Raw genomic sequence first — 18,642 nt, forward strand, 5'->3', positions numbered from 1 at the left:
ACTCGTTCTTCTTCAGTATATTTTCTAATAAAATTTTCACTCATAATGCACCCCTCCATTCATTAATCCTAGTATAATTCCATTTGAATTATGAGTCTACATTTCTATAGGGGCCTATGAGCTGTCCACTGTCAGTTGTCCATTGTCAATTTTAAAAAATATAGATTGAAATTTACAGTTAAAATTTTAGGTTGAAACATGAATAGCTTAAAGGTTCAGATTGGAGTCCTAGATAAGGGGAAGGAGAGATAGAGATGGGTCTTGAGATTAATAATATAAGCAAGAGGTATGGAGAGTTAAAAGCTTTAGATAATGTTAGTTTTAAAATTAATAATGGTATGTTTGGGCTTTTAGGGCCTAATGGTGCAGGAAAAACAACACTTATGAGGACTATAACTACACTTCTTCCAATTGAAGAAGGAAGTATAACTTATAATGATATTAAGTGGCAAAATGGCGATGAAGTTAGAAAGATTATTGGATATTTACCTCAGCATTTTTCAATTTATAAAAATTTAAAAGTTTATGAAGCACTAGAGCATATGGCAATTTTAAAAAATGTGGATAATGCAAAAGAAGAAGTTAGTAGTGTTTTAAATAAGGTTAATTTATATTCCGACAAGAATAAGAAAATAAAACAATTGTCTGGTGGTATGTTAAGAAGAGTAGGGATAGCTCAAGCCATTTTAGGAAATCCTAAAATTTTAGTTGTAGATGAGCCTACAGCAGGATTAGATCCTGAAAATAGAATTAAGTTTAGAAATTTACTAAGAGATATAAGTAAAGATAGGATAATTATAATATCAACACACATAGTAGAAGATATTGAAAACACTTGTAATGAAATTGGGATATTAAAAAAAGGTAGCTTATTATTTAGTGGAAATGTTATAGATTTCCTAGAGAAAGCAAAAGGTCATATTTACGAAGTTGATGTAAATAGAGAGGAATTTAATGATATTTCAAGTAGAGTTAGAATAATAAGTAGTAAAACATTTATAGATGAATATAATATTAGATTTTTAATTAAAAATGAAAATGAATTTATACCTAAAAATGCAAAAGTAGTATCACCATCTTTAGAAGATGCTTATCTTTATGTTGCAGGGAGAGATGCAAATGAATAGTAAGGATGTATTTGAAAAAAAATTTATTTTTGATTTTAAAAGTTTAGGAATAAATGCATTTTTCCCAATAATAATAAGTTTTATATCTATAATTTTTATTATAGGACATTTAAATGAAGAGCATATACTTACTAGTGTAATAAACATTTCTGAAACTTTTATACCAATGACAGCAGGATGGATAAGTATATTTTTATTTTATGATTCATTGGAAAAAGGTGGAAATGAAGTGATTTTTACTTATCCAGTAAAGAGAAGCAGCCTTGGAATAAAAAGAGTTTTAACATTCTTTTTTGTGTATGCAATATCTATAGTATTTTATTTATTAATAGTTCAAAGTTTAATTAAACAAGAGATATTCTTATCACTATATATTCAGCTTTTAGTAGAAGGAGTATTTTTTTGTGCTTTAGGATTTCTTATTATGTCATTGACTTCTAATTCGGGTATATCCATAGTTGTTTTGGTAATATACAATATAGTGAGCATACTTACAGCTAAAAAATATTTTGGATTTTTAAATGTTTTTTACTTTAATGCCCAGTTGTTAAATTTTAAAGATATATTTCTAGTAGGAATAAAGCCAATTTTATATTCTATAGTATTATTTACAATTGGACAATGGAATTTTAATAAGGTAATGAAGAGATGAATTTAGAAGTGTTATAAGAAAATCTAAAATTTTCATAAAAAATAGAAATAAAATAATTAAATTATGGAAACAATATTTTTATGATTATTAAAATATTTATGAGAATTTAGAGGTGAGTTTATGAGACTTCCGAAGCACATAGGAATTATACCAGATGGAAATAGAAGATGGGCTATGGCAAATGGTTTAAGCAAGGAAAAAGGATATGATAGTGGAATAGAGCCGGGATTAAGTCTTTTTAATCTTTGTAAAAATGCTGGAATTGATGAAATAACATACTATGGTTTCACGACAGATAATGCTAAAAGACCAGATAATCAAAAAAAGGCTTTTACAGAGGCGTGTATAAACGCAGTAAAAATATTATCAAAGGAAGATGCAGAGTTATTAGTTATAGGAAATAAAGATTCTAAGGTGTTTCCAAAAGAGTTAGTGCCGTACACACAAAGAAAAGTGTTTGGCAAGGGTGGAATGAAGGTTAATTTTTTAGTGAATTATGGTTGGGAATGGGATTTAAATGAATTAAAAAGTGGAGATGTAAGTAAAAAGAATGTAGATAACAATATAAAATCTAAAGATATATCAAGGATAGATCTTATAATTAGATGGGGTGGTAGAAGACGGTTAAGTGGATTTTTACCAGTTCAATCAGTATATTCAGATTTTTATATTATTGATGATTATTGGCCAGAGTTTAAACCAGAACATTTTTATCAGGCACTACAATGGTATGATAAACAAGATGTTACATTAGGTGGTTAAAGTATTAAAAAAGGAACTAAGTTTTTTCTTAGTTCCTTTTTAATATTATGCAATAGAGTTTTTTTCAAGCATAATAGAATTAGCTAAATCAATTGCATCATCTATACAATTAGTTATATAACTTTCTTTAAATCTTTTAACCATGCCCATATTATTTAAAATTTTAAATGGCTGAGGTTGAATTCCGCATAATATAAGTTTTATATTATTTTTAGAACAGAATTTTTCTATTGATTCTAGTGCATTATAAGCACTTATATCCATAACTTTAGTGTTGTTCATTTTTAATATTAATATTTTATTTAATGATTCTGTTAAAATTGAATCATTTAAAGTGTCTGTTACAGCAAAGAAAAGAGGACCATCTATTTCAAAAATTGAAATGTTATCTTTAAAATCTTCTTTGATATTTTTATGATTAACTACTTCATTTACTTCTGTATGAACAGTCATTCTTCTAATGAATAGACACATTGCAATAAGCATTCCGGCTTCTATTGCTATTACAAGATCAAAGATAACTGTTAAGAAGAATGTTGCTAAAAGTACTATTAAATCACTTTTAGGTGCTTTAATCATTTCTTTCATTTCTTTCCATTCACCCATATTATAAGAAACAACCATGAGGATTGCAGCTAGGGTAGTTAAAGGAATGAATTTTGCTAGAGGCATGAATACTTTCATTATTAAAAGTAATGTTAAAGCATGTACAATTCCTGAAATAGGACTTCTACCACCATTTTTTACGTTAGCAGCAGTTCTAGCAATTGCACCAGTTGCAGGAATACCTCCAAATAATGCAGAGCCTATGTTACCAACACCTTGAGCAATAAGTTCCATGTTAGAATCATGTTTATCATCAATCATTTTATCAGAAACAACAGCTGATAGTAATGATTCTATTCCAGCAAGTATAGCAATTGTAAATGCTGGTTGTATAAGCTTAGTTACAGTGCCAAAATCTATTTTAGGAATAGTTGGCATTGGAATCTTAGAGCTTATTTCTCCAAATTGACTTCCAATTGTTGCTACAGGCAAATCAAATATATATACTACTGAAGTTGCAATTATTAGTGCAACTAAAGAACCTGGTATAGTTTTATTAATCTTAGGCCATAAAAGTATTATAGCAAGAGAAAAAACACCAACTAATAAAGTAATTAAACTAGTAGTATTTATATTTGATATAAATGAAACAACCTTAGGTATAAACTCAGAAGGTACTTTATCAATTGAAAGTCCTAAAAAATCTTTTATTTGAGTTGTAAATAAAGTTACAGCAATTCCTGAAGTAAATCCAACGGTTATTGGATAAGGAATAAATTTTATAAGTGAACCAAGTTTACAAATACCAAATAATATAAGGATAATTCCAGCCATGAAAGTTGCAATTATTAAACCATCTACTCCATGTTCTGCTATTATTCCATAAACAATTACAACAAAGGCTCCAGTAGGTCCACCAATTTGAACTTTACTTCCACCAAGAAATGAAATGAAGAATCCAGCTATAATAGCCGTAATTAATCCTTTTTCTGGACTTACACCAGAAGAAATTCCAAGAGCCACCGAAAGAGGTAATGCAATAATAGCAACAATTATTCCAGCAATTACATCTTTGAAAAGTTGCTCTTTAGAAAATGACTTGTCATTAACTAAATCAAAAATTTTAGGTTTAGTCATTAAAAATCCCTCCTATTAAATTTTAATAGTGCATAAAAAACAAATATATTTAGACACGGAAAAAAAACAATTATGTTTTCTTTAAATATTAAATAAAATAATTGCTAAATTTATAATCTAAAATATTTTATTTTTAAAAGCACGTGCTTTTTTACAAACCATTTATAATTATAATACTTATATAAAAATCTTCAAGAGAAATTTAAAAAATAGTTCATAAAAAGTTAAATAAATAAATATTTACAAAAAATTAAACAAAAAATGAGAATTTTATTTAAAAATAATCAGAAAAATTTAAAAAATATGGATTATTTTTGGTATAATATATTAAAGGGTTCAATGTATAAACTAAAATATTAACTTGGAACCACAGTGTAGCATTTAAAGGGAAGGGTGGCAATTAGATGAAGATAGGATTAGTTTTAGCAGGTGGTGGAGCTAAGGGGGCATATCAAATAGGTGCTTTTAAAGCTTTGAAAGAATTGAAGATAGATAAATATATAAGTGTTTTGGCAGGTACTTCTATTGGTGCTCTTAATGCAATGCTTTTAATGCAGGATGATTTGGAGTTATCAGAAAGTATATGGGGGACTATAACTCGTGAAAAGATTTTACCTATAGATGAAAAAGATTTAAATAAGAAAAGTTTCCTTATATCATTAGGATTAAAGAATATTAATTTTATAAAAAAACATATGCCAAAGATGATATCAGGTGGAAATATTTCAAGAGAAGGTCTTGATGAGATAATGGAAGTTTTAGATTTTAATAAAATAAAGGAAAATAAAATGGTTTGTTATGCTGCATGCACAGAGGTACCATCATTAATGCCAAAATATTTTAAAGTTAATGATTATGAACCAGAAGATATAAAAAAAATATTACTTGCAACTTCAGCATTACCAATGATATATGAATGTGAAGAAATAGAATGTACTAAATATTTAGATGGAGGTATAGTTGATAATATTCCAATACAACCAGTTTATGGAGAAGGATGTGACATTATAATAATAATACATCTGTCTAAAGAAACTCCAGTAAATAAAAAAATGTATCCTAATACTAATATAATTGAAATTACTCCATCAGAAATAGAAGAAGGAGTACTGGATGGAACATTAGACTTCACTATAGAAAGTGCTAAAAAGAGAATGAAATTAGGATATGATAATACTATGGAAATGTTTCAGCCAATATTTAAAATTTTTGAATTTATAAAACAAAATGAAATAGCAGAGGAATTAAATAAAAAAGTTGTAAATGAAGAAATTTATGAGAATAGAACAGAAGGTTTTGTTGAAGGCATAAAACATATATTTGCTAAGAAAAAAGATTAAAATTATAAATAAAAGCATGAATTTTTATGTTCATGCTTTTATATTTTATATAAGTTTATTTACTTTAATTTCTCCATCAACTATAGTCATTAGGATGTTGATATTTTTTATTTTATTACTTTCTATAGAAAAGATGTCTTTATCTAATACAACCATATCAGCAAGTTTACCTGTTTCTAGTGTGCCTTTTATATTTTCTTCAAAAGAGCTATATGCACCATTTATGGTGTATGATTTTAGGGCATCTAAAACAGATAGTTTTTCATTTGGCAGCCAACCGTTTTTAGGATAATTTTGAAGATCTGTACGGTTAACAGCACAGTGAATACCATTCATAACATTAAAATGTTCTACGGGGCAATCTGAACCACTAGATATAGAAATGCCCATGTTATTCATTGTATTAAAGGCATAGGTGTCTTTTGCTTTTTCTGTGCCAATTCTATTTTCAACTATGTGTAAATCATAGTGAAGAAATATTGGCTGTATATATGCAAGAGTATTTAATTTTTTCATCTTATTTAAAGAATTTTTAGTTGTAAGTTGACAATGAACAATACCATGACGTAGTGGATTAGAAGTTTCAGAAAATTTCTCATAGGAATCTAAAACCAAGTCTATGGCTTTATCACCAATGGCATGAACAGCTACTTGCATATTGTTGTCATTAGAAAGTTTAATGAATTCATCTAAAGTATATTTATCTAAATTTGCAATTCCTAAATTATTTTTATCATCTTCATAAGGTGTATTTAGTAGAGCAGTTCTACCACCTAAAGCACCATCTAAAAGTAATTTTAATGGACCGATTTTAAAGAAATTGTTTCCACTATGAAATTTAATTTTATTATTATTAAGATACATTTTAAATTCTGAAATGTTTTCGAATAAACATTGTTCATAAACTCTTACAGGTAGTTTGTTTTCTAATGAAAGTTCACTGAAAGCTTTCAAAACAATATCACAATCTCGAATTGGCAATGCACAAAAATCATCACTTTGTACTGAGGTTATACCATTTTCTAATAGTTCATTACAAGTGAGTAAAATCATTTTTTTCAATTCTTCTAAAGAAGGATTTTTTATAATGCTATTAAGTAAATTAAGTCCATCTTCGGAAAAAAGTCCTTTTTCTAAGTTAATATGATTATTTTCTAAACATTCATTAGTAGTTTTTAAAAGCTCTATAGCTTTTGAATTACAAATAGATATATGGCCACAAGCTCTTTTAAGGATTATTGGAATTTCAGTAGATATTTTATCTAAATCTAACCTTGTAGGAATTCTTTTTTCTTTAAAATTATCTTGGTTCCAACCACGGCCAATAAGCATATCATTTTTATTTAATTTATTATATATAATATAATTTTTAGATTCAGTAATTAAATCATCTATAGATGTGCAGTTAGATAAATTTAGTTTTGATTTAAAGTATCCATAACCTAAAAGATGCATATGACTGTCATTAAAACTAGGTAACATAACTTTATTATCAAGATTAATAATTTTTTCATATTCATGCTGAACATTTTTTATGTCACTTTTATGTCCAAGAAAAGAAATAGTATTATCTTTAATACCTAATACTTCATAAGTAGAATTATTCTCATCTAAAGAATGTATGTTACCATTAATAAATAATATATTCATTACAATATCCCCCATAAATTTAAATAAAAGTTATATATTATAGTATATCAATAAAATATTTCAAATTACATAGAATTCTAAGTTTGAATTTTTATTCATGTTTCTTGATGAAAGAAAAAGTTTTTCAATTGATACTAGCGACATTACAGTTTGTTAATATAGTTATATTTGGAACCAGTTTACAATTGAAAATTGAAAGTTATGGTTAATATTAAAACTATGGTTAGTAAGAATATTATAGTGGGGAATTCATTCTCCAACATGAATTTTTTATGGATAAATATTATATTAATTTTATTTGAAGTACAAATAAAACAGTGTAGCGGGGATTTCAATCCTTGAAGATATCCATCATAATTAATTCCCAATATAAAAAGAAGACTAAAATGTAATAGTAGTATCATTTGATAAAGATGGTATTTAAAAATTGAAAACCTATAAATAGATTAAGAAATATATATAAATATTTATAGTTATGGTATAATTTAAGCACGAAAAAAACATAAATTATAAATATAATGTCATTAAAAGGAGATTGAAGAAGATTTATGGAGCTAAGTGTATATTTAAAAGAAAAAAAAGAACCTGTAGTTTATAAAGGTGATAGAATAGATGTTTTGGATTTTACAATGAATGGTGTAAAATATAAACAAATAAGGTACTTTAGAAATGGATTTAGCAAAAGTGAATTAATAGAGGAAAGTTTAATAAATAAAACCCAATTAAAAAAGTAAAATAAGTCTCATTTAAAATAGATGGGACTAAAAATAAAATACAGAAAATTTAAACAAAAGGGTTGTTGATGGGGGGAGAAGTATGGGGAAAAGGAAAAGTTTAAAATTAAAAAATGAATTGATTATTATTGTTTTAATAGCAAGTATAATTCCAATAGCTATATTAGGTATTAATCTTATTAAATCGGAATACAAAACGGCTAAAGAATTATTCGTAAATGAAACATATAAAAAACTTAAGGGTGTTGAAAAAGAAATTGAATCATTAGTCATAAAAAATAGAGAATTTATAGAGGTATTATCAGAAACACCATATATTAGAGAAGCATTTAATAGTAATATTAATAATGAAAACACATTAAAAGTGTTCAAAACTTTAAAAGAATCTAATATTAATATATCATCTGTTTATATGGGGGGAGAAAATAAGCAAACATTGTTATATCCTAATAATGGATTGGATGATAATTATGATCCAACCACAAGGGAATGGTATATAAAGGCAAAAGAACAGGATACAACTTTGGTTACACCACCATATTTAGATGCATTTACATCAACAGATATAATAACAATATCCAGAAAAGTATTAAGTGAAGATAAGAAATTAATTGGTGTATTAGCAATAGATATTCAATTAGATAAACTTTCAGAAATAGTGTCAAAGTGCGAAATCGGAGAAAATGGATTTACATTTATGGCATATAATGATGAAAATATAATAGCTAGTAGTAATAAGGAGTTTTTATCCAAAACTGTTAGTGAACAACAATTTGGAAAAGCATTAAAAGGTATAGAAAAAGAGGGAATAGTTAAATTAAATGATAAAAAGTATGTTGTTGAAAAAATAAAAAATGATAATGTTGGTTATACAACATATGGATTTATAGATGAAGAGGAAATATATTCATTAAGTATAAAAAATATAATAAGTCCATTAATAATGATATTAGTATTGTTAATAATTATAGGGACAATAATTGTTTTATTTTCAAAGAGAATTGAACAAATATGCACTAGAATAACCAATGTTTTAATAGAATGTAAAAATAAAAATTTTACTAGAAGAATAGATACTAATAATATAATCACACAAGAATTTAGTGATATCTCTGAGTGTACCAATCTTATGATAGATGATATAGTGAAAATTTTAGATGTGGCAGGAAATACATCAAAGGAATTAGCTAGAGAATCAGAAGAAGTAAATTCAATAGTAAATGAATTTAAAGAAGTTATAAATAACATAGCAGAAGCAATGTCACAGTTATCTAATGGAACTATAGAGCAAGCTAATTCATTAGAAGAAAGTGTTGAATTATCTTTAGAATTAGGAAATCAATTAAATGAAGCTACAAAATCTTCAGAAGAAGTTAAAAATATTTCTAATAATGTTGAAGAGAAAACTCAAATAGGGAAAAATACTATTGTTGAATTAAATAATATACAAAAAGAAAGTGATGTTTCTATATGTAATGTGGTAGAAAAATCTAAAGTATTACATGAAAATTCTAAAAAAATAAATAGTATAATTGATACTATGAAATCTATAACAGATCAAACTAATTTGCTTGCGTTAAATGCAAGTATAGAAGCTGCTAGAGCTGGAGAAGCAGGAAGAGGATTCTCTGTTGTTGCAGATGAAATAAGAAAATTAGCTGAACAATCAAAAATATCGGCAAATGAAATAGAAAACATAATAAATGTAAATATAAATGATATAGATATGGTTATATTAGAAATTAAAAAATCCAAAGAAAGTATAGAAGAAACTTCTAATAATGTAGATGGAACATTTAAAATTTTTAATGATATAAATGAAGCTATAAAAAATTTAAATAATTTTATTATTAAAGTAAATGAAAATTTAATAAAAATAGATGAATCAAAAAATTTATTTATTGAAAAAATACAAAATGTTTCAGCAGTATCAGAAGAAGCAGCAGCTTCTACAGAAGAGGTTACGGCATCTACAAATAATCAAGCTGAAAAAATAGAGGAATTAAATGTATCATCTCAAAATTTGAAAAAGTTAGCTAATAATATCTATGATATTATAGATGAATTTAAAATAGAGTAAATTTTACACAAAATAGTTATCTTAAATGTTAAGATAACTATTTTGTATTTATATAGAAATTTGAAGTTTTTATATGTTAAATATAATTATTTTACGTATGTATCCTATATTGACCAAGTTATAAAAAAATAGTAAACTATTTTTGTAAACTGGGTAAACAATAAAAGTTTACAAAAATAGAGAGGTAAGTTATGAAAAATAAAATAAGGGAATTAAAACATAAAATTTTAAGTGGACAAGATATTAATCTAGAAGAAGCTTTAGAAGTAATAAATATAGAAGCGGAAAATAAAGAAGCTTTAGAGGAACTTTTTGTTGGTGCTAATGAAATAAGAAAAAAATTTAATGGGGACATAGTAGATCTTTGTACAATTATGAATGTAAAAAGTGGAAGATGTAGTGAAGATTGCAAGTATTGTGCTCAGTCAATTCATTATAAAACAGGAATAGATGAATTTTCATTATTAGATGAAGAGGAAGTTTTAAAGGAAGCTAAAATTAATGAAATGGAAGGAGCAAATAAGTTTTCTTTAGTTTCAAGTGGTAGAGGAATAATCAATGGAAGTGAATTTGAAAAATTGCTTAAAATATATAAAAGGTTAAAAAAAGAAACTAAACTTCATTTGTGTGCATCTCATGGAATTATTACATATGAACAGGCAATAAAGTTAAAAGAATCTGGTGTTGAAATGTATCATCACAATATAGAAAGTTGCGAGAATTTTTACAAAAATATATGTAGCACACATAGTTATGAAGATAGAATAAATACTATTAAAAATGTAAAAAAGGCAGGTCTTAAGATATGTTCAGGAGGAATTTTAGGTCTTGGAGAAAGTAGAGAAGAAAGAGTTAAGATGGCTTTTGAACTAAAAGAATTAGGTGTAAATTCAATTCCTTTAAATATATTAACACCTATTAAGGGAACACCTTTTGAAAGTAATGAAAAGGAAAATCCAATTGAACTTATAAAAACTATGGCTGTGTTTAGATATATAAATCCAAAGATAGTAATAAGATATGCAGGCGGTAGAATGCAATTAAAGGAAAATCAAAGATTAGGATTAAAAGCAGGTATAAATGGAGCTCTTACAGGAAATTTTTTAACAACTATAGGAAGCACTATTGAGAGTGATAAGAAAATGATAGAAAGTGAAAATTTAAAAATTATAGAAAATATTTAGATTAGGAAGTGTTTAAATGAAATCATTATTTATTGTTGGAACTGATACTGATGTTGGAAAGACTTTTATAAATGGATTATTTACATATAAGTTAAAGGATTCTAATGTAATTTCTTACAAGCCTGTACAAAGTGGGTGTATGGAAAATGGTAAGTTTTATATTTGTGATGTAGAGTTTGTAAATAAACTTTGTAAATTTAATGATGAAAAGAAAAAAGATATGAACACTTATGCGTTAGGTGAAGCTGTATCACCACATTTAGCAGCTGAAATGGATGATGTAAAAATATGTAAAGAAAAAATTATTAAAGAATATGGTAAGTTGAAAAATAAATATGATTATGTAGTAGTTGAAGGGGCTGGAGGGTGTATAGTTCCAATAATTAGAGATGAATATTATATGTGTGATTTAATAAGAGATTTAAATAGTTCAGTTGTGGTAGTTGCAAGTACAAAAGTAGGTTCAATTAATCATACATTACTTACTATAGAATATTTAAAATCTAAAAATATAAAAATCAATGGTATTGTGTTTAATGGATATTCAAATAATTTTTATGAAGATGATAATATAAAAATCATATTAAAAAATAGCAAAATAGATAATTATCTAGTTGTAGATAAATTAGAAAGTTTAGATATAGATGATATAAAAGTATATTTTGATAAAATTCAAAAACAAGATATAGAAAAGTTTTTTTAGGAGTGAATAATATGAATGAATTACAAAAGAAAGATTTAGAATATATATGGCATCCATGTTCTCAAATGAAGGACTATGAAAAATTGCCACCTATTGTTATAAAAAATGGAAAGGGTGTTTATTTAGAAGATGTAGATGGAAATAAGTATATAGATGCTGTTTCATCATGGTGGGTAAATTTATTTGGACATAGTAATGATAGAATAAATAAAGCATTATATAATCAAGCTAGTACACTTGAACATGTTATTTTTGCAGGGTTTAGCCACGAAAAAGCAATAGAATTATGTGAGAGAATTATAAAAGTTGCACCAAAGGGAATGAAAAAGGTTTTGTTTGGTGACAATGGTTCATCAGCAGTGGAAATAGCATTAAAGTTAAGTTTTCAATATCATATGCAAGTTGGTAAAAAGAAAAAGACTAAGTTTATAGCAATTAGTGATGCATATCATGGTGAAACTATGGGAGCATTATCAGTTGGTGGTGTTGATTTATTTAGTTCTATGTACAAGCCATTATTAATAGAGACAATAAAAGTTAATGGACCAGATTGTTACAGGTGTCCATACAATAAAAATAGAGAAACTTGTAATGCTGAATGTTTTGAAAGTATGGAAAAAGCTATTAAAGAAAACCATGAAGAAATTACAGCTGTAATAATAGAGCCAATGATTCAAGGTGCTGCTGGCATGAAGATGTATTCACCAAATTATTTGAAAAAGTTAAAAAAGTTATGTGATGAATATGATATAAATTTAATTGCTGATGAAATTGCAGTTGGTTTTGGACGAACTGGAAAAATGTTTGCCTGTGAACATGCAGGTATTTCACCAGATATAATGACTGTATCAAAAGGTCTTACAGCAGGATATATGCCAATGTCATTAGTTTTAACTACAGATAAAATATATGATGCTTTTTATGATGATTATGAAACAATGAAAGCATTTTTACATAGCCATAGTTATTCAGGAAATCCATTAGGTTGTGCTGTAGCAGTAGAAACTTTAAAGATATTTGAAGAAGAAAATATTTTAGATACAATAGATAAAAAATCTAAGTATTTAAAAGAAAAAATAGAAAGCACATTGTTAGATATAGAATATGTAGGTGACTATAGACAACTTGGAATGATTGGTGCTATAGAACTTGTTAAAAATAAAGAAACTAAAGAAGCTTTCCCATGGCAAGATAGAATAGGATATAAAATTTATCAGCTTGCACTAAAAAAAGGCGTGCTTCTAAGACCACTTGGAAATGTTATATATTTTATGCCACCATACATAATAACAAAAGAAGAAATAGACATAGTTGTAGATACTGCAAGAGAATGTATAGAAGAATACTTTAGTAATAATAAATAATTTTTAGGGTTCATTTAGTTTTTAAAGTATTTAAAGATTAAATAATAATAATATTCCAAGAAGCAGTAATTATTTAAAACGTTATTTATAAAAATTTCAAAGAAACTCTACTAAATTTGCTATTTTATTTCCAAGACTAAACGGATGAATCGACGTCCTGTCTAGGCATTCGCTGAACCCGTCCTTGGGTTCAGGTCTTGAAAATAAAACACAAATTAATAAGATTTTCTAAATCAATTTTTAAAGAAATACTTATTTAAATAATTTCTGTTTCTTGATAAAAAATATATGAATTCTAAATTAATAGATAGGGTATTTAAAATTTTAATGTGAACTATATAGAAAACTTTATTTTCTACCAACCTAAAAGGTCTTTTTCAAGTTGTTCAAAGTCATATTTTCGTTGTTCAAAGTTATTGAAGCTGTCTTTTTCCTTTTTGTATAATTTATTTTCAAAGTTATCTATAGTAGGTTTTTGTGTTTTGTTTTTCCAGTTTTTAAGAATGCCTTCTACGTAGTTAAGGTTTAAAACATTATTCTTAACAGCTTCAGTCATAGCATTTTTCAAAGTTTCATCACCATAGTTTTTTGATAGTGAGTCAATTATAGATTTAGTAACATTAGTTAAAGGAGAAAAACCACAATCATTATAATAACTATAAAGTTCATTTTCACAAGTATCAGTATTTAAATCCTTAGAGGTATTGTAATTAAAATCCATATCTAAATTACAATTATTAGTATTTAAGTTGTTATTATTATTAACTCTATTTATAGAGTTAATATCTAAATCTTTAGATTTAGATAAATTATAAAATAACGAAGTTATTTTATTTAATATATTAAATATATATTTAGCTAAGGAGTTTAATCCAAGGAGGGACGTGAAAAAATCCTTAGCCTTGGATAAAAAATCTATACCTATGGATGTGTTTTCATCATCATATGAAAATAAATCCAATACAGAAAAGTCGTCAATTGGGCTAGTTGTTTTAGACGTAAGAATATCATTTAGGATATTTTTAAAGTCTTTTTCTTTAGAATTTTTAGCATCACAATTAGATGTAGCAGTTTTTGGGCTACATTCTGTTTTAGTTTTTTCTTTAACATTTATAAAAATATTATGAAATTCATTGCTCAAGGCATAAAAGGAGTATGTACCTCCAGATTTTAAAGTTTTATGTTTTAGAATGTTAGCTTTGCAAAGTTTTTTTAGTTTTCTATAAAGTGTATCCTTTTTTATATTAAGTATAGGAAATGTATTTATAACATCACCATAATTTAGCCAATAGTATTTTTCATTATCAATAATCTTACAAATAAACTCATCATTATCAATTCCCTTTTTAAAATAATCTAAAATAAGTAAGTCATCTAGTGACAATCCCATCTCTTTACAATAAACTTGATTAATATTTGAAACTGAAAACATAATAAAACCCCCTAAAAGTAATTTAAAAGCTACTGCTTCAATCTCTATATAGGTAAAAAAAGCAAAAAACAACAAAATGAAAATGGGAATTTTCAAAAAGTTTACAATTACATGTAAAAAGTACATAAATTTAAAAGATACTTAACTTTATTTTGTAATATAGGGTTCAAAGTTCAAATTTAAAGTAATGTATTTCTCAAATGATAGTATTTAGCTTACAGTTTATTCTGATATCATGGGTGAAACCAATTAAGAACTAAGAGTGAAAAGTGAATAGTTATGGTGAATATTACTCGCTTTGCTTTTAATATCTAAAAATAGAAATATAAAAAAACTAGTTTTTTTATATGTTTTAACTAATTTGCTAATCAAATTATCATAAAATTTGATTTAAAAAATTGATACTCCAGTTTTATCCTTAATTGTTAATTTTGTATAACACCTCAAATTACTTTTTCTCAACTGAAACATGAATAATGTTAGTAAAAAAACAGGAATTATTTAAATCGTTATTTATAAAAATTTCAAAGAAACTCTAATTAATTTGCTATTTTATTTCCAATATTAAACGGCTATTAGTGAATTAAATTAAGAGTAAATTTAATAAGCAAGAAATTTTAAATAGACAATGTTTTTGAAAAGAATATAATTGCAATTGAAGAAATAAATTTGAATTAAAGATTATTTTCTTTAGATAATTAAAAAATAATTTGAAAAATATTTAAGAAGTAATTATGGGGAAAAATTCATTTAACTAATAAATTGAAATAAATAATTAATAGTAACTTACGTTACCGAAATAATATATGGGTTAATTTATAATAAGTTCATGAAGTGATTCAGTATTTCCACGGAAATATTTTAAAAAGAAAATTTATTAAGTTAATGAACAATTAATTATATATTATTAGGAGGAAGTAAGTTATGAGTATGTTTTGTTATCAATGTCAAGAAACAGCAGGATGTAAGGGTTGTACTATAAAAGGAGTTTGTGGAAAGGATGATACATTAGCTAAGTTACAAGATTTATTAGTTTATGTAGTTAAGGGAATAGCAGTAGTTAATGAAAGAGCAAATGCTGTTAATGTTAATGATAAAGAAGTAGACAAGTTTATAATAGAGTCATTATTTGCAACTATAACTAATGCAAATTGGGATAAGAAATTCTTTATTAATAAAGTATCAGAAGGATTAAGATTAAGAGAAGGATTAAAGGAAAAGGTTAAATCAAATAACGGTGATTTAGAAAATTTAGCTGAAGCTGCAATTTGGTATAGTGAAGATGAAACTGAAATGATGGCAAAGTCAGAAAAAGTAGGCGTTTTATCAACTGAAAATGAAGATATAAGATCTTTAAGAGAGATGATTACTTATGGTATTAAGGGGTTATGTGCTTATATGAAGCATGCTAATCATTTAGGATATGATAATGATGAAATAAGTAGATTTATGGACAGAGCTTTAGCATCTACTGTAAATGATGATTTAACAATAGATGAACTTATTGGAATTACATTAGAAACTGGAAAGTTTGGCGTTGATGGTATGGCTTTATTAGATAAAGCAAATACTGAAAGTTATGGTAATCCAGAAGTTACCAAAGTAAATATTGGAGTTAAATCTAACCCAGGAATATTAATTAGCGGACATGATTTAAAAGATATAGAAGCATTATTAAAGCAAACAGAGGGCACAGGAGTAGATGTGTATACACATAGTGAAATGTTACCAGCACATTACTATCCAAAATTAAAGAAATACTCAAACTTAGTTGGTAACTATGGAAATGCATGGTGGAAACAAGGTGAAGAGTTTGAAAAGTTTAATGGACCTATATTAATGACAACAAATTGCTTAGTAATGCCAAAAGAGTCTTACAAAGATAGAGTTTACACAACTGGTGTTGTAGGTCATGAAGATTTAAAACATATTAAAGCAGATAAAAATGGAGTTAAAGATTTTAGCGAAATTATTGAACATGCAAAAAGATGTAAAGCACCAACAGAAATAGAAAATGGTGAAATAATAGGTGGATTTGCACATGAGCAAGTATTTAGTTTAGCAGATAAAGTTGTAGAAGCTGTAAAAACTGGAGCAATTAAAAAATTCTTTGTAATGGCAGGTTGTGATGGAAGAGCTAAATCAAGAAATTACTATACAGAGTTTGCAGAGAGATTACCAAAAGATACAGTAATTTTAACTGCTGGATGTGCAAAATATAAATATAATAAATTAAATCTTGGAGATATAAATGGAATACCTAGAGTTTTAGATGCAGGACAATGTAACGATTCATATTCACTTGCATTAATTGCATTAAAATTAAAAGAGGTATTTGAGTTAAATGATATAAATGAATTACCAATATGCTATAACATTGCATGGTATGAGCAAAAAGCTGTTATTGTATTATTAGCATTATTACATTTAGGAGTTAAGAATATTCATTTAGGACCAACACTTCCAGCATTCTTATCACCAAATGTTGCTAATGTTTTAATTGAAACTTTTGGAATAGCAGGAATAACAACTGTAGATGAAGATATGAAAATCTTCTTAGGAGAATAATTAAAAATTAAAAAATAATTTTTATAATCAATAAAACAAGCTTTATTAGATTTAATAATAAAGCTTGTTTTATATTTTATAGGAATATAAGTTGAAAAATGAAATTATTCAAATATTAAATGAAAATAGTAGTATTCCAAGAAAAAGGAATTATTTAAAATGTTATTCATAAAAATTTCAAAGAAACTCTAATAGATTTATTATTTAAAATTTCAGCTTGGAACCCTATAATAGGCTTTCGTAGCATTTCTATAATAATTTTGATACAATATAAAATGGAAAATATGAAATAAATATAAAGAAATGGTATGAGGTGTATTTATGAAAAAACAATTAATTTTAATTTTATGCTTAAGTTTTATGCTTGTTTTTGTTGGATGTAGCAAGGATAATAGCAATAAAAATGGTATAAAAACTAATAAGGAAAAAAATAATGTTACTGAAAGTAAGAAAATAAAAGAAAATAATAAGGAAAAAAATTCTTTAAATAATAAACAAAAAGATAGTAAAAATACTATTGAAGCAAGTGATAATAAGGAAAATGAAGAACAGAAAAAAGATTCCAATGATGAAAAAATTGATAATACAAATTCAAATGAAGTAACTTCTAACGAAAATAATGATATAAAAAAAGAAAATGAAAAAAATTATATGGGAAAATGGCAAATTGATAAATATATTTTTGCTGGAATTGGAATATATAGCGAAGATGATGTTAAAGCTTTTATAGGTAAAACAGTAGAATTTACTAATGAAAATGCTAATTATTTTCAAGAAAAACGTGCTAATGAAATGAAAGTTTTAAAAAATCCAATTTATAAGGAAAATCAAATGAGTGTAGAAGAATATTTAAATGGATATAAACTTTCTAATGATGTAGTTGGATTAAATGGAAATACTGTTAACCAAATTCAGATTACAGATGAAAATGGAAATAGTGTTTTATCATTAGTAAAAGATGATAATAGACTATTTATACATTTACCTGGAGTTTTCTTAGAACTTAAAAAGGTTATATAAATGTGTATAAACTAAAATATTAAATTTAAACCTGATATTAGAATAAGGGGTGATGTATATAGATACAATTATCTTATTTGTACTATGTATAATATCTTATTATTTTATTGGTTAATGAATGAATTTAAAATATTTAAATATATAAAAGCAATTAAAGTGTTATACAAAATTAACAATTAACGATGAACAATTAACAATGAAGGATAAAACTGAAGTCTCAGTTTTTTAAAATCAATTTTTATAATGATTTGCAAAGCAAATTATTTAAACACAATATAAAAACGTAGTTTTTAGGTATTTCTATCTTTAGATATTAAGAACAAAGTGAGTAATATCAACCATA

General features: G+C 25.8%; 14 protein-coding genes. 11 read left to right on the plus strand and 3 right to left on the minus strand.

Features of this window, described 5'->3' with window-relative positions:
- Positions 1-254: 254 nt before the first annotated feature.
- The 3 genes from AC07E4_RS07930 to AC07E4_RS07940 all read left to right on the plus strand — a co-directional run bounded on the left by AC07E4_RS07930 (position 255) and on the right by AC07E4_RS07940 (position 2,541).
- Positions 255-1,127 (plus strand): ABC transporter ATP-binding protein, encoded by an 873-nt coding sequence (locus tag AC07E4_RS07930; RefSeq protein ID WP_478216080.1) that lies wholly within the window; start codon positions 255-257, stop codon positions 1,125-1,127.
- Complete coding sequence (locus tag AC07E4_RS07935; protein WP_478216081.1) at positions 1,120-1,779, plus strand: hypothetical protein; 660 nt, start codon at positions 1,120-1,122, stop codon at positions 1,777-1,779. Before AC07E4_RS07930 ends, AC07E4_RS07935 begins: the two co-directional genes overlap by 8 nt.
- Positions 1,780-1,899: 120 nt before the next feature.
- A complete protein-coding gene (locus tag AC07E4_RS07940; protein WP_040327770.1) occupies positions 1,900-2,541 on the plus strand; it encodes an undecaprenyl diphosphate synthase family protein in 642 nt (213 codons plus the stop codon).
- A 45-nt stretch (positions 2,542-2,586) separates the two neighbouring features.
- Here AC07E4_RS07940 and AC07E4_RS07945 read toward each other — a convergent pair whose 3' ends face one another.
- Positions 2,587-4,224 carry a SulP family inorganic anion transporter gene (locus tag AC07E4_RS07945; RefSeq protein WP_478216082.1) on the minus strand — a complete coding sequence of 546 codons (1,638 nt, stop codon included), beginning with the start codon at positions 4,222-4,224 and terminating at the stop codon, positions 2,587-2,589.
- Positions 4,225-4,628: 404 nt separating this feature from the next.
- Here AC07E4_RS07945 and AC07E4_RS07950 point away from each other — a divergent pair, with 404 nt between their 5' ends.
- Positions 4,629-5,564, plus strand: a complete 936-nt coding sequence (locus tag AC07E4_RS07950; RefSeq protein WP_478216083.1) for a patatin-like phospholipase family protein — start codon at positions 4,629-4,631, stop codon at positions 5,562-5,564.
- Positions 5,565-5,609: 45 nt separating this feature from the next.
- On the opposite strand, the gene AC07E4_RS07955 is transcribed toward AC07E4_RS07950, so the two are convergent.
- Positions 5,610-7,214: an amidohydrolase gene (locus AC07E4_RS07955; protein WP_478216084.1), complete on the minus strand. Its 1,605-nt coding sequence runs from the start codon at positions 7,212-7,214 to the stop codon at positions 5,610-5,612.
- Positions 7,215-7,762: 548 nt separating this feature from the next.
- On the opposite strand from AC07E4_RS07955, the gene AC07E4_RS07960 reads away from it, so the two are divergent.
- From AC07E4_RS07960 to bioA, 5 genes are all read left to right on the plus strand, one after another.
- A complete protein-coding gene (locus AC07E4_RS07960; RefSeq protein ID WP_040327765.1) occupies positions 7,763-7,948 on the plus strand; it encodes a hypothetical protein in 186 nt (61 codons plus the stop codon).
- An 82-nt stretch (positions 7,949-8,030) separates the two neighbouring features.
- Positions 8,031-10,028 carry a methyl-accepting chemotaxis protein gene (locus AC07E4_RS07965; protein ID WP_478216085.1) on the plus strand — a complete coding sequence of 666 codons (1,998 nt, stop codon included), beginning with the start codon at positions 8,031-8,033 and terminating at the stop codon, positions 10,026-10,028.
- 191 nt (positions 10,029-10,219) lie between these two features.
- Positions 10,220-11,212, plus strand: coding sequence for a biotin synthase BioB (gene bioB, locus AC07E4_RS07970; protein ID WP_478216086.1), 993 nt, complete (start codon positions 10,220-10,222; stop codon positions 11,210-11,212).
- A gap of 16 nt (positions 11,213-11,228) precedes the next feature.
- Positions 11,229-11,915 carry a dethiobiotin synthase gene (gene bioD, locus AC07E4_RS07975; RefSeq protein ID WP_478216087.1) on the plus strand — a complete coding sequence of 229 codons (687 nt, stop codon included), beginning with the start codon at positions 11,229-11,231 and terminating at the stop codon, positions 11,913-11,915.
- A gap of 11 nt (positions 11,916-11,926) precedes the next feature.
- A complete protein-coding gene (gene bioA / locus AC07E4_RS07980) occupies positions 11,927-13,279 on the plus strand; it encodes an adenosylmethionine--8-amino-7-oxononanoate transaminase (protein WP_478216088.1) in 1,353 nt (450 codons plus the stop codon).
- 355 nt (positions 13,280-13,634) lie between these two features.
- On the opposite strand, the gene AC07E4_RS07985 is transcribed toward bioA, so the two are convergent.
- Positions 13,635-14,711 (minus strand): DnaD domain protein, encoded by a 1,077-nt coding sequence (locus AC07E4_RS07985; protein WP_478216089.1) that lies wholly within the window; start codon positions 14,709-14,711, stop codon positions 13,635-13,637.
- Between the two features lie 924 nt (positions 14,712-15,635).
- On the opposite strand from AC07E4_RS07985, the gene hcp reads away from it, so the two are divergent.
- The gene (gene hcp / locus AC07E4_RS07990) at positions 15,636-17,279 is read left to right on the plus strand and encodes a hydroxylamine reductase (protein WP_430830358.1); all 1,644 of its coding nucleotides are present in this window, start codon (positions 15,636-15,638) and stop codon (positions 17,277-17,279) included.
- A 321-nt stretch (positions 17,280-17,600) separates the two neighbouring features.
- On the plus strand, positions 17,601-18,299 hold the full coding sequence (locus AC07E4_RS07995; RefSeq protein WP_040327755.1) for a hypothetical protein: 699 nt from the start codon (positions 17,601-17,603) through the stop codon (positions 18,297-18,299).
- Positions 18,300-18,642: the final 343 nt, after the last annotated feature.

Source organism: Clostridium amazonense (assembly GCF_056431285.1).

Bases quoted from the DNA above. Each gene is read 5' to 3' on its own strand.
- AC07E4_RS07930 (WP_478216080.1), top strand. From the start codon at position 255: ATGGGTCTTGAGATTAATAATATAAGCAAGAGGTATGGAGAGTTAAAA.
- AC07E4_RS07935 (WP_478216081.1), top strand. From the start codon at position 1,120: ATGAATAGTAAGGATGTATTTGAAAAAAAATTTATTTTTGATTTTAAA.
- AC07E4_RS07940 (WP_040327770.1), top strand. From the start codon at position 1,900: ATGAGACTTCCGAAGCACATAGGAATTATACCAGATGGAAATAGAAGA.
- AC07E4_RS07945 (WP_478216082.1), bottom strand. From the start codon at position 4,224: ATGACTAAACCTAAAATTTTTGATTTAGTTAATGACAAGTCATTTTCT.
- AC07E4_RS07950 (WP_478216083.1), top strand. From the start codon at position 4,629: ATGAAGATAGGATTAGTTTTAGCAGGTGGTGGAGCTAAGGGGGCATAT.
- AC07E4_RS07955 (WP_478216084.1), bottom strand. From the start codon at position 7,214: ATGAATATATTATTTATTAATGGTAACATACATTCTTTAGATGAGAAT.
- AC07E4_RS07960 (WP_040327765.1), top strand. From the start codon at position 7,763: ATGGAGCTAAGTGTATATTTAAAAGAAAAAAAAGAACCTGTAGTTTAT.
- AC07E4_RS07965 (WP_478216085.1), top strand. From the start codon at position 8,031: ATGGGGAAAAGGAAAAGTTTAAAATTAAAAAATGAATTGATTATTATT.
- bioB (WP_478216086.1), top strand. From the start codon at position 10,220: ATGAAAAATAAAATAAGGGAATTAAAACATAAAATTTTAAGTGGACAA.
- bioD (WP_478216087.1), top strand. From the start codon at position 11,229: ATGAAATCATTATTTATTGTTGGAACTGATACTGATGTTGGAAAGACT.
- bioA (WP_478216088.1), top strand. From the start codon at position 11,927: ATGAATGAATTACAAAAGAAAGATTTAGAATATATATGGCATCCATGT.
- AC07E4_RS07985 (WP_478216089.1), bottom strand. From the start codon at position 14,711: ATGTTTTCAGTTTCAAATATTAATCAAGTTTATTGTAAAGAGATGGGA.
- hcp (WP_430830358.1), top strand. From the start codon at position 15,636: ATGAGTATGTTTTGTTATCAATGTCAAGAAACAGCAGGATGTAAGGGT.
- AC07E4_RS07995 (WP_040327755.1), top strand. From the start codon at position 17,601: ATGAAAAAACAATTAATTTTAATTTTATGCTTAAGTTTTATGCTTGTT.